We start from the raw sequence: 11,267 nt of genomic DNA, 5'->3' as shown, positions 1-11,267 counted from the left end.
TCCGTCCGACGGCCCGTTCCCGCCCCTGCGGCGGGGGCGGGCCGTCGGCGTGTCCGGGGTCCGGCGTCCGCCCGCCGCGGCCCCGCCCACCGGGCGAACGCCGGACCTCGGGCGCCGGTGCGCTGCGGTGTCCCCGTCACGGGCGGATAGCCTCGGATCATGAGCAGGCCGCCGACACTCTCGCTCCCCCCGTGCGCCAGCGCGTACCGCCTCGTCACCGCGCGCGGGGAGTTCGCCGTACACGACGCCCGGCCGGAGCGGACGCCGCTCGGCACGGCGCTGCTGGTCCCGGGGTTCACCGGCAGCAAGGAGGACTTCATCGCGCTGCTCGCGCCGCTCGCCACGGCCGGGTTCCGGGCGGTGGCGGTGGACGGCCGCGGACAGTACGAGTCCCCCGGCCCCCGCGACCTCGCCGCCTACGGGCAGGGCGCGCTGGCGCAGGACGTACTGGCGCAGGCCCGGGCGCTGGGCGGCCGGGTGCATCTGCTGGGGCACTCCTGCGGGGGGCTGGTGAGCCGGGCGGCGGTGCTGACCGATCCGGCGCCGTTCCGTTCGCTGACGGTGCTCAGCTCCGGTCCGGCGGCCATCGACCCGGCGCAGCAGACCCGCGTCCGGATGCTGATCGACGCGCTCGGTTCGCTGGACATGGCGGCGGTCTGGCAGGCGATGCGGGCGATGGACCCGCCGGAGGCGGCGGACGCCGGGACGCCGTCGGAGGTCGGGGAGTTCCTGCGGCGCCGCTGGCTGGCGACCGTCCCGGAGCAGTTGATCGCCACCGGGCGGCAGATGCTGGAGGAGCCGGACCGGGTCGACGAGCTGGCCGCGGTGCCGCTGCCCAAGCATCTGGTGTCCGGCACGGTGGACTACGCCTGGCCGGTGCCGCTGATCGACAAGATGGCGGTGCGGCTGGCCGCCCGCCGCACGGTCGTCGAGGGCGCGGAGCACTCCCCCAACGCGGAGCGCCCCCGGGAGACCGCCGCCGCGCTGGCCGCCTTCTGGGCCGAGCACTGAGCCGACCGCCGGGGCGCGGGCCCGGTGGCGGCGCGTGGTGCTCCGTGGCGTAGCAGGCCACCACCGTTCGCGACGGGCATCCGGGGTGTTCCGGCCGGGCCCGTAATCCCCTCCTCACCTGCAAATACTTAGACCATCGAAAATTTTCCTTAGCGTAGGGAATGTTTGCAGGGGGCCAGGACGTTGGACCCGTAGAAGCCCGGGCAGCGACGCCCGCGCTCGCCATCCATCAGTTCTCCTGCAGGAGGATCAGACGAAGGGAAGCCGTATGCGCTTCGAGATCATGCGCCTGGACGATGTCGACGGCACCGCCGTGGACAGCACCGTCGTGGACGCCGCCTCCGTCAACCGGATCGTGCAGCAGGCCGCCGCAATCGGCCAGCGCATCTACATCCGCCCGGCCGACACCGTCGCCGCCCGGTAACACCGACGCCGCCCCGCGCGGTACGCACGCGGATGCGCCCCCGTACGGAAGTGCCGTACGGGGGCGCGACTGTGTCCGGCGCCGGTCAGGCGCCCTGGACGACCTGGGTGACGCCGTTGATGATCTGCTGCACGGCGAGCGCGGAGAGCATCATTCCGGCGAGCCGGGTCACCAGCACCACACCGCCGTCCTTGATGACGCGGATGATCAGCAGCGAGAACCGCATCGCCAGGTAGAGGACGACGTGGATCGCGACGATGGCGGTCCACACCGACAGCTGCGCGGTGAAGCCGTGGGCGTGCTGGACGGCGAGGATCACCGACACGATCGCGCCGGGCCCGGCCAGCAGCGGCATGCCCAGCGGGACCAGCGCGACGTTGACGTCCTTGGTCTGGGTGGGCTCCTCGGACTTGCCGGTGAGCAGGTTCAGCGCGACCAGCAGCAGGAGCAGACCGCCCGCGATCATCAGGGCGGGCGTGCTGATGTGCAGCCGGCCCAGGATCTGGCGGCCGAAGAGCCCGAAGACGGCGATGACGCAGAACGCGACGGTCGCCGCCTGCCAGGCCATCCGGCGCTGGACCTTGGCGGGCCGTCCGGCGGTCAGCCCGAGGAAGATCGGGGTGATCCCGGGGGGATCCATGATGACAAAAAGGGTGACGAAGAGAGTACTGAAGGCAGCGACGTCGAACACGGTGATGAGTGGCCTTGCGGTGGAGGTGGAGCGGAGGGGGATGCGCACCGGCACGGCGGCGCGCGGGCGCACCGCACGGACGCGGGCGCCGGAAGGAGGGGGAGCCGCCGGAATCCGGCGGCCACGGATCAGCCGCCCGCGCCGGGGACGGGGAAGGCGCCGGTGGCCCGGCGCACGATCTCGCCGTAGATCTCCGGGTCGGTGGTGTATTCGCCCAGCTCACAGCTCTTGCGGTGGCCGTGGTAGTCGCTGGAGCCGGTGGTCAGCAGCCCCAGCTCGGCGGCGAGACCGCGCAGCCGGGCGCGGGTCGGCGCATCGTGGTCCATGTGATCGACCTCGATGCCGTCGAGACCGGCCGCGGCCAGCTCGACGAGGGCGCTCTCCGGCACACAGGCGCCGCGCTTGACGGCGGCGGGGTGCGCGACGACGGCGACGCCGCCCGCGCCCTTGACCAGCCGGAGCGCCGCGAACGGGTCCAGCTCGTGCTTGTCGACGTACGCGCGGCCGTCGTTGGCCAGCCACTGTGCGGTGAACGCGTCGGAGACGGTGGGCACGACGCCCAGGTCGACCATGGCGGTGGCCACGTGCGGCCGCCCCACGGCGCCGTCACCGGCGATGGCGGCGACCTGCTCCCAGGTGATCGGGACGCCCAGCTCCCGGAGCTTGGCGACCATGCCCTGCGCGCGCGGCACCCGGTCGTCGCGGAGCAGTTCCCGCTCGCGGGCGAAGGCGGGCTCCTCCGGGTCGAAGAGGTAGGCGAGCAGGTGCAGCCCGGTGCCCGCGATCCGGCAGGACAGCTCCGCGCCGGTGACCAGCGTCAGCCCGGCGGGCAGCGCGGCGCGCGCCGCGGCGTGCCCGGCGACGGTGTCGTGGTCGGTCAGCGCGACGACGTCCAGCCCGCGGGCGGCGGCGCCCGCGACCAGCTCGGCGGGGGTGTCCGTACCGTCGGACGCGGTGGAGTGGGTGTGCAGATCGATGCGCACGACGCTGAACTCCCCCCTGCGCTACGGGACGGTGACCGGACGGCGCCCCGCGCGGGCGCCGGAGGCGCGCCGCAGGGCGTCGGGCCAAGGATACCGGGCCGCGGAAGACACCCGTCCGCTCCGGCCCGGAGGGACGGGTCCGGGCCCGGGCCCTAGGACAGCAGCCGCGGGGAGAGCGCCCCGCACGGCAGCAGATCGATCTCGGCGCCCGCCTCCCGCAGATCGGTGAGGACCAGTTCGTCGTACATCAGCAGACCGGACTGCTCGGGCCAGACGATCGCCCACAGCCAGAGCCCGCGGGCCTCCCCGGCGAAGACCACGCGGTCGGCCGGGGAGCCCTCGACGTGCCACATCGGGGTCGGGCGGCCGGAGGCGAGGATCTTGGTGTGCGGGGCGGCGTCGACATCCATGCCGGGGCCGGGGTCCGGGCCGTCGATCCCGGCGTAGCGGGCGCCGAGCCCGACGCCCAGCTCCTCGGCGATCAACAGGAGTTCGCCGGGGCCGCCGAGCGGACCGGGGCCGGAGCAGGCGACGGCGGTGGCGCGGCCGCCGCTGCGGTCGTCACCGGCGCAGGCCACGCCCGTGAAGAGCCAGCCGACCGGGAGCGGCCAGGGCATCCAGACCGGGACCTGGGAGCGGTTCACGACGACGCCGAGCGCCTCGACGCTCGGCGGGACGACCGGCTGGAGCGGCTGCACGGTGCCGTGGACGGCGCACTGCCAGGAGTCGGAGAAGAGACCGGGCGCCCGGACGCGGCCACCGCACTTCGGGCAACTGGGTTCACCCCTCATAGGGATCCACGGTCCTCCAGCCGCGCGGCCGCGTCAAGGACGATCACCCGACCGGTCGGAATGTTCCACACCGGGGACACCGGCCCGCCGGACACCGGCCGACGGGCCCGGCGGCGGCCCGTCTCAGGTCAGGTCGGCACCGCCGCGCAGCGGGTCCCGCAGGTCCGTGCCCTGCGCCAGCCACCGCTCCTGGAGCGCCTCCGCGCCGTGCACCCGCTTCCACGCCGCCTCGTTGGGCGTCATCGGCAGCAGCGGCAGGAAGCGCACCGGATCCAGCGGCGCGTCCAGCTCCAGATCCTCGACGAGGCCACCGGAGGCGGCGACCAGGACGGAGGTGAAACCGGCGCCCGGCCAGAGCGGTTCGCCGGTGTCCAGCGAGGCACCCGGCGCCACGACCACGCCCTCGACCTGCGGCGATGCGGCGAGCACGGCGAGCGGCCGCAGCACCTTGTCGATATCGGCGCGGCCCGGCCGCAGCGTGATCAGCAGCTCCGCGCGGGGCCCGGCCACCGGGTCGGCGAAGACCACCGACGGGGGCGCCCCCAGGCCCGGCGCGGCGCCGGACGGGTCGGTCATCGGGTGGGCGGACATCCCGAGCGTCGCGTAGCGGACCACGCCGTCGCCGACGAAGCGCAGCACCTCGATGCGGTCGGTGCCGAGGAAGGTGACGGCGGCGCGGGCGTCCGGCTCGCCCAGGGCGGTGCGCAGCCGGGCTTCGACCAGCGCGAGAACGTCAGACATGGGGCGAGCATAGAGCGGCCGCGTACGGTGTCCGGAGGGGCCGTCCGGCGGCGCCGCGGCAAGGCTCCGGGTCCGGCGGTCGGCCCGGATGCGGGCACGCCGGAAAACAGCGTGAATCGGCTTCGTATCGAACAGGCAAAGCGGCGCGGTGGCGCCACGGGCGGCTGATAGCCTGCCATCTGGTCAGGGAATGACGTCGTCCCCCAGCGGGGACCGGCCGGAGGAGGTGGGGCTGCGGTGGATCCGAGTCGACCGTGCAGTACCGATAGTTCTCCTGTCATCCCTCTCGCGCAGCGAATCTTCTGATCGCCGAAGGCTTCCGTACCCCGCGGCCCCGCCGCGAAACCTGTGAAGTTCCCTCGCGTCGGACGGAGATGACGGAAGAGCGCCTTCGCCCCTCTGTTCCGTATCTCTCAGCGAATTCCTCGAATTCTCCGCGCGCCGTCAGTGCCCCGGCACGGAACGCCGCCCGCTTTGCGGACGTACGGCCGATGTCGCCTCGTACGTCCACGTTCCGGGTTGCGTTACGCCCCGCGCACGCCGCTGACGGCCGGCCCGTGAAGGAGCTTGCCATGTCGATGATCCGTGACCTGCGCGCCGCCGTCCGTCCCTCCCGCCGCCGTGACGGCGCCGCCCCCTTCGGCTACGAGAAGTCCGCCCCGACCTGCGTGAACAGTGCGATCGTCGACTGCGCCGTCTACCGCGAGGGCCGCCGGGTGCAGGAGGCGTGCACCCCCGCCGAGGCGATGGCCGCCGTCCGGACCGAGGGCGGTTTCGCCTGGATCGGGCTGCACGAGCCGTCGGAGGCCGAATTCGCCGGTATCGCCGCGGAGTTCGGGCTGCACCCGCTCGCCGTCGAGGACGCCGTCCACGCCCACCAGCGGCCGAAGCTGGAGCGGTACGACGACACCCTCTTCACCGTCTTCAAGACCGTCCACTACGTCGAGCACGCCGAGCTGACCGCGACCAGCGAGGTCGTGGAGACCGGCGAGGTGATGTGCTTCACCGGCCGGAACTTCATCGTCACCGTCCGGCACGGCGGCCAGGGCTCGCTGCGGGCGCTGCGCCACCGCCTCCAGGACGACCCGGAGCTGCTGGCCAAGGGCCCGTCGGCGGTGCTGCACGCCATCGCCGACCAGGTCGTCGACGGGTACATCGCGGTCGCCGGTGCGGTGCAGGACGACATCGACGAGGTGGAGATCGACGTCTTCAGCTCGGGCGCCGGGCGGGGGGCGACCCGGGGCGGCGACGCCGGGCGGATCTACCAACTCAAGCGGGAGGTGCTGGAGTTCAAGCGGGCGGTGTCGCCGCTGCTGCGGCCGTTGCAGCTGCTGAGCGAGCGGCCGATGCGGCCGGTCGACTCCGACATCCAGAAGTACTTCCGTGACGTCGCCGACCACCTGGCACGCGTCAACGAGCAGGTGCTCTCCTTCGACGACCTGCTCAACTCCATCCTCCAGGCCAACCTGGCGCAGGCGGCCGTCGCGCAGAACGAGGACATGCGCAAGATCACCTCGTGGGCCGCGATCTTCGCCGTCCCCACGATGATCGCCGGGATCTACGGCATGAACTTCAACAACATGCCGGAGCTGCACTGGAAGTACGGCTACCCGGCGGTGCTGGTGGCGACCGTCGCGCTCTGCTTCGGCATCCACCGCGGCTTCAAGCGCAACGGCTGGCTCTGACGACGCGGCCGGGGGCGCGCCCGGCGGCCCCATTAGGCTGACGGGCATGACATCGACCCCGTCGCAGGCGCTCCAGGACCGCGCGCTCATCGAAGAGGCCACCAAGAAGTCCGGGCTGATCTGGGTGCGGGGGGCCACCGGCCCGTCCCGGGCGCTGTGGCATCTGTGGGTGGACGGCGCGGCGTGTCTGGTCGGGGACGGCGCGGGCGAGCAGCCGCTGGCGGATCTGGGGCTGACCGACGGCGCCACCGCGACGGTCACCGTCCGCAGCAAGGACAAGGGCGGCCGTCTCGTGGCGTGGCAGGCGCGGGTGGTGGAGACCGTGCCGGACGGTGAGGCGTGGCGTACCGCCGTCGACGAGCTGAAGGGCAAGCGGCTCAACGCGCCGGACGCGGAGTCGATCCCGGAGCGCTGGGCGGCCGAGTGCCGGGTGCTGCGGCTGGAGCCGGTCGGCGGCGCCGAGCAGCGCCCCGGCGCGATGCCGGACGAGGCGCACGCCGTCCCGCCGCTGCCCTCCCCCGCGATCACCCGCCGCCCGGTCCCGGCGGCGCTGCCGAAGCTGCTGCGCCGGGGCCGTAAGGGCTGACGGGAGCGGCGGGCGCCCCGCTCCGCCCCCGCCGGGTGACCGTGCCGCTCAGCCCTGCGACGCCGTCGAGACCTGCTTGCCGTAGTCGACGATCTGGTCCCGGGACGGCGGCTTGAGGGAGACGCCCTTGTCCCAGTCGTCGAAGCGGACGGTGCCCGCGTCGCCGCCGCGCTCCAGGCGCAGCGGGTAGGGCGTGCCCTCCAGGGAGACGTCGAGGGTGCCGCCGGAGCCCGCGCCGCCCGCGACGCGGATGGTCTTCACCCCGCCGACGGTGGCGTGGTCGCCGGTGGCGAGCGTGCCGCGCAGCGCGAGCAGGCTCTCCAGCAGGGTGTCCTTGTCGGTGAAGCCGCTGAAGCGCTTGTAGACGGGGTCGGCGGCGGGCACCTTGACGTACTTGCCGCCGAGCTTGTCCGCCGCCGCGGCATCGTTCCCGCCGCCGCCCGCCTTCTCCCCGGCCCAGAACGCGGCGTCCGCCTTGAGGTAGAGCGCGTCACCGACCCGCAGCAGCGCGAACGTCGTCTTACGGGTGGTGAGTTGCCCCTTGGCGCCGGAGCCGGTGAGGTGCATGTCCAGCTTGTAGGTGGCGCCCTGGCTGACGAAGCTGCCGGAGAGGCGGACCGTCCCGGCGCTCTTCGCCGCCGCCCGCGCCTTCGCCTCGATCTTCGTGGCGGGCAGCTTGCCGACGCCGTTCGTCCCGGCGTCCGGGTCCTCGGCGCAGCCGGTGAGCGCCAGGGCCAGCCCCGCGCCCACCGCCCCCAGGAGCGCCGTCCGCCCGATGCGACGGACGGCCACGGTTCGGGGGGCCGGTCCCGAGGGGGTTGCACTCACGTCGGCTCTGCCTCCTGCTAGGGGGTGTCTGCTCGGTCTTCGTGGAACAGGTCGCGGTGTCCGGTGCCGGGCGCCACGGCCCCACGAAGACCGGGAAGACACGCCCTGGGGGTGACCTCGACAGCAGTACGGCAGCGTACCGGTCGCGCGGGGGCCCTCCGCCGCCCCCGCGGCCCGCCGCCGTACGGGCCGTTCTCGGGGCGCGGACGGGCCGGGCGCGTTAGCCTGAACCCGGATTGACGCCTTTGTGCCGATATTCCCTTGTCCCTACTCCCGTCCCACATCCGACCGGCCGGAGGAACGGAGGCGCGCTGCATGGCGGTGGTGACTCCGCGGGTCTTCGTCTCGCACCTGTCCGGCGTCGCCGTCTTCGACCCCAACGGTGACCAGGTCGGACGCGTCCGCGACCTGGTCGCGATGTTGCGGACGAAGGGCAGCGGCAGCCGGGAGGGCCGCCCGCCCCGGCTGCTGGGGCTGGTCGTCGAGGTCGCCCAGCGGCGCCGGGTCTTCCTGCCGATGACCCGGGTGACGGGCGTGGAGTCCGGTCAGGTCGTCATCACCGGTGTGATCAACATGCGCCGCTTCGAGCAGCGCGCCTCCGAGACGCTGGTCCTCGGCGAACTCCTCGACCGCCGGGTGCGGCTGGTGGAGACCGGCGAGGAGGTCACCGTCCTCGACATCGGCATCATCCAGCTCCCGGCCCGCCGCGACTGGGAGATCGACAAGGTCTTCGTCCGCCGCGGCAGGGGCGGGGCATTGCGCGGAAAGTTCCTGCGACGCGAAGCGTCTCCGTCGAAGGGCGGTGGCGGGCGACGGGCGGGCGAAGCGCTGACCGTCGAGTGGTCGGCGGTGACCGGGTTCTCGCTGGAGGAGCACGGGCAGGGCGCGGAGAATCTGCTGGCCACCTTCGAGCAGCTGCGCCCCGCGGACCTCGCCGGGGTGCTGCACCATCTGTCGCCCAAGCGCCGCGCCGAGGTCGCCGCCGCCCTCGACGACGACCGGCTCGCGGACGTCCTGGAGGAGCTGCCCGAGGACGACCAGATCGAGATCCTGGGCAAGCTGAAGGAGCAGCGCCGCGCCGACGTCCTGGAGGCGATGGACCCGGACGACGCCGCCGACCTCCTCTCCGAACTCCCCGAGGAGGAGAAGGAGCGGCTGCTGACGCTGATGCGCCCGGAGGACGCCGCGGACGTGCGGCGGCTGATGGCGTACGAGGAGCGCACCGCGGGCGGTCTGATGACGACCGAGCCGATCGTGCTGCGCCCGGACGCGACGGTCGCCTACGCGCTGGCGCGGGTGCGCGACCCGGACCTCTCCCCCGCGCTCGCCGCCCAGATCTACGTCTGCCGACCGCCCGACGAGACGCCGACGGGCAAGTTCCTCGGGGTGGTGCACTTCCAGCGGCTGCTGCGCGATCCGCCGTTCACACTGGTCAGCTCGATCGCCGACACCGATCTGCCGCCGCTGCCGCCGGACGCCGGTCTGCCCGAGGTGACCCGCCATCTGGCGACGTACAACCTCGTCTCCGCGCCGGTCGTCGACGACAGCGGGGCGCTGCTGGGCGCCGTCACCGTCGACGACGTCCTCGACCATCTGCTGCCGGACGACTGGCGGGAGACGGAGCTGCACGGTGAGGAGCAGCCCGCCGGGGAGCGGCCCGAGGAGAACGGGTGGGCGCCGGAGGTGGACCGTGGGACCTGAGGAGCGCGAGGGCGTCCGGGCGCGGGCGAACGGTTCGTCGGCGCTGCGGCGCGGGGCGAACGAGCGGCCGCGGGTCCGTCTCGACCAGCCGCGGGTGCCGCGCCGCACGCTCTTCCCGGAGTACGACCCGGACGCGTTCGGACGGCTGTCGGAGAAGATCGCCCGCTTCCTGGGGACCGGCCGGTTCATCGTCTGGATGACGGTGATCATCATCCTGTGGATCGGCTGGAACGTCACCGTCCCGCTGCCCCTCCGCTTCGACCAGTACCCCTTCATCTTCCTGACCCTGGCGCTCTCCCTCCAGGCGTCCTACGCGGCGCCGCTGATCCTGCTGGCGCAGAACCGTCAGGACGACCGCGACCGCGTCACCCACGAGCAGGACCGCGGGCGCAACGAGCGGACGATCGCCGACACCGAGTACCTGACCCGGGAGATCGCGGCGCTCCGGCTGGGGCTGGGCGAGGTCGCCACCCGCGACTGGATCCGCTCCGAGCTGGCGGAGCTGATCAGGGAGCTGGAGATGCGGCAGCCGGACGGCGCGGAGCGTGACGAACGCGACCGCTGAACGGGCTTTCCGCCACCGGCCTACCCCGCCGTAATATCGGGGCATGGCTACCGACACGCCCCCAGGCGCCGCGCCGAGCGAGGACGCGATCCGCGACGCGCTCGCGACGGTGAACGACCCCGAGATCCACCGCCCCATCACCGAACTGGGGATGGTCAAATCGGTGGACATCGCGGCGGACGGCGCGGTGGCGGTCGTCGTCTACCTCACCGTCTCCGGCTGCCCGATGCGCGAGACGATCACCTCCAACGTCCGCGAGGCGGTCGCCCGCGTCGACGGCGTCACCGGCGTCAGCGTCGAGCTGGACGTGATGAGCGACGAGCAGCGCAAGGAGCTGGCGGCGGCGCTGCGCGGCACCACCGCCGAGCGCGAGGTGCCGTTCGCCAAGCCCGGTTCGCTGACCCGCGTCTACGCGGTCGCCTCCGGCAAGGGCGGCGTCGGCAAGTCGTCGGTGACGGTCAACCTCGCCGCGGCGATGGCGGCGGACGGCCTGAAGGTCGGTGTCGTGGACGCCGACATCTACGGTCACTCCGTCCCGCGGATGCTGGGCGCCGACGGCCGTCCCACCCAGGTCGAGAACATGATCATGCCGCCGTCGGCGAACGGTGTGAAGGTCATCTCGATCGGCATGTTCACACCCGGCAACGCCCCGGTGGTCTGGCGCGGCCCGATGCTGCACCGCGCCCTCCAGCAGTTCCTCGCCGACGTCTACTGGGGCGACCTCGACGTCCTCCTCCTCGACCTGCCGCCCGGCACCGGCGACATCGCCATCTCCGTGGCGCAGCTCGTCCCCAACGCCGAGATCCTCGTCGTCACCACGCCCCAGCAGGCCGCGGCGGAGGTCGCCGAGCGGGCCGGGTCGATCGCGGTGCAGACCCATCAGAAGATCGTCGGCGTGGTCGAGAACATGTCCGGGCTGCCCTGCCCGCACTGCGACGAGATGGTCGACGTCTTCGGCACCGGCGGCGGCGAGCGGGTCGCCGAGGGCCTGACGCGGACGACCGGCGCGCAGGTGCCGGTGCTCGGCTCCATCCCGATCGACGTCCGGCTGCGCGAGGGCGGCGACGAGGGCAAGCCGGTGGTGCTGAGCGACCCCGACTCCCCCGCGGGCGCCGCGATCCGCGCCATCGCCGGCAAGCTCGGCGGCCGTCAGCGCGGTCTCCAGGGCATGTCGCTGGGGATCACCCCGCGCAACAAGTTCTGACCCGCGGCGGGCCGCCCGCCACAGCGCCGAGGGGCGGACCGGGGATCTCCGGTCCGC

At 73.3% G+C, this 11,267-nt stretch carries 12 protein-coding genes; 7 read left to right on the top strand and 5 right to left on the bottom strand.

Annotated elements, in window-relative coordinates:
* The first annotated feature begins 159 nt into the window (after positions 1 to 159).
* Both IF23_RS0124560 and IF23_RS34530 read left to right on the top strand, forming a co-directional pair.
* A complete protein-coding gene (locus IF23_RS0124560) occupies positions 160 to 1,011 on the top strand; it encodes an alpha/beta fold hydrolase (protein WP_030287232.1) in 852 nt (283 codons plus the stop codon).
* Between the two features lie 268 nt (positions 1,012 to 1,279).
* A complete protein-coding gene (locus IF23_RS34530; protein ID WP_169750032.1) occupies positions 1,280 to 1,435 on the top strand; it encodes a hypothetical protein in 156 nt (51 codons plus the stop codon).
* An 85-nt stretch (positions 1,436 to 1,520) separates the two neighbouring features.
* On the opposite strand, the gene IF23_RS0124550 is transcribed toward IF23_RS34530, so the two are convergent.
* The 4 genes from IF23_RS0124550 to IF23_RS0124535 all read right to left on the bottom strand — a co-directional run bounded on the left by IF23_RS0124550 (position 1,521) and on the right by IF23_RS0124535 (position 4,641).
* Positions 1,521 to 2,126: a MarC family protein gene (locus IF23_RS0124550; RefSeq protein ID WP_030287231.1), complete on the bottom strand. Its 606-nt coding sequence runs from the start codon at positions 2,124 to 2,126 to the stop codon at positions 1,521 to 1,523.
* A gap of 128 nt (positions 2,127 to 2,254) precedes the next feature.
* Positions 2,255 to 3,109: a PHP domain-containing protein gene (locus IF23_RS0124545; RefSeq protein ID WP_030287229.1), complete on the bottom strand. Its 855-nt coding sequence runs from the start codon at positions 3,107 to 3,109 to the stop codon at positions 2,255 to 2,257.
* Positions 3,110 to 3,261: 152 nt separating this feature from the next.
* The gene (locus IF23_RS0124540) at positions 3,262 to 3,900 is read right to left on the bottom strand and encodes a DUF6758 family protein (protein ID WP_030287228.1); all 639 of its coding nucleotides are present in this window, start codon (positions 3,898 to 3,900) and stop codon (positions 3,262 to 3,264) included.
* Between the two features lie 123 nt (positions 3,901 to 4,023).
* The gene (locus IF23_RS0124535) at positions 4,024 to 4,641 is read right to left on the bottom strand and encodes a suppressor of fused domain protein (protein WP_030287227.1); all 618 of its coding nucleotides are present in this window, start codon (positions 4,639 to 4,641) and stop codon (positions 4,024 to 4,026) included.
* Between the two features lie 572 nt (positions 4,642 to 5,213).
* On the opposite strand from IF23_RS0124535, the gene IF23_RS0124530 reads away from it, so the two are divergent.
* Complete coding sequence (locus IF23_RS0124530) at positions 5,214 to 6,326, top strand: magnesium and cobalt transport protein CorA (protein ID WP_030287226.1); 1,113 nt, start codon at positions 5,214 to 5,216, stop codon at positions 6,324 to 6,326.
* 46 nt (positions 6,327 to 6,372) lie between these two features.
* Positions 6,373 to 6,912, top strand: a complete 540-nt coding sequence (locus IF23_RS0124525) for a ferredoxin reductase domain-containing protein (RefSeq protein ID WP_030287225.1) — start codon at positions 6,373 to 6,375, stop codon at positions 6,910 to 6,912.
* Positions 6,913 to 6,960: 48 nt separating this feature from the next.
* On the opposite strand, the gene IF23_RS0124520 is transcribed toward IF23_RS0124525, so the two are convergent.
* Entirely contained in the window at positions 6,961 to 7,740 is a 780-nt protein-coding gene (locus IF23_RS0124520; RefSeq protein ID WP_078654222.1) for a hypothetical protein, read from the bottom strand.
* A 315-nt stretch (positions 7,741 to 8,055) separates the two neighbouring features.
* Here IF23_RS0124520 and IF23_RS0124515 point away from each other — a divergent pair, with 315 nt between their 5' ends.
* From IF23_RS0124515 to IF23_RS0124505, 3 genes are read left to right on the top strand one after another with little or no spacing between them, the layout of a single operon-like run.
* Complete coding sequence (locus tag IF23_RS0124515; protein ID WP_051739859.1) at positions 8,056 to 9,441, top strand: magnesium transporter MgtE N-terminal domain-containing protein; 1,386 nt, start codon at positions 8,056 to 8,058, stop codon at positions 9,439 to 9,441.
* The gene (locus IF23_RS0124510) at positions 9,431 to 10,006 is read left to right on the top strand and encodes a DUF1003 domain-containing protein (RefSeq protein WP_030287220.1); all 576 of its coding nucleotides are present in this window, start codon (positions 9,431 to 9,433) and stop codon (positions 10,004 to 10,006) included. The genes IF23_RS0124515 and IF23_RS0124510 overlap by 11 nt, the downstream gene beginning before the upstream one ends.
* Before the next feature lie 43 nt (positions 10,007 to 10,049).
* Positions 10,050 to 11,210 (top strand): Mrp/NBP35 family ATP-binding protein, encoded by a 1,161-nt coding sequence (locus IF23_RS0124505; protein ID WP_030287218.1) that lies wholly within the window; start codon positions 10,050 to 10,052, stop codon positions 11,208 to 11,210.
* Positions 11,211 to 11,267: the final 57 nt, after the last annotated feature.

The sequence above is a fragment of the Streptomyces catenulae genome, from assembly GCF_000718015.1.
Classification (GTDB): Bacteria; Actinomycetota; Actinomycetes; order Streptomycetales; family Streptomycetaceae; genus Streptomyces; species Streptomyces catenulae.
Note: the sequence above shows the minus strand (reverse complement) of the source record. Positions and strands in the feature narration are given on the sequence as shown.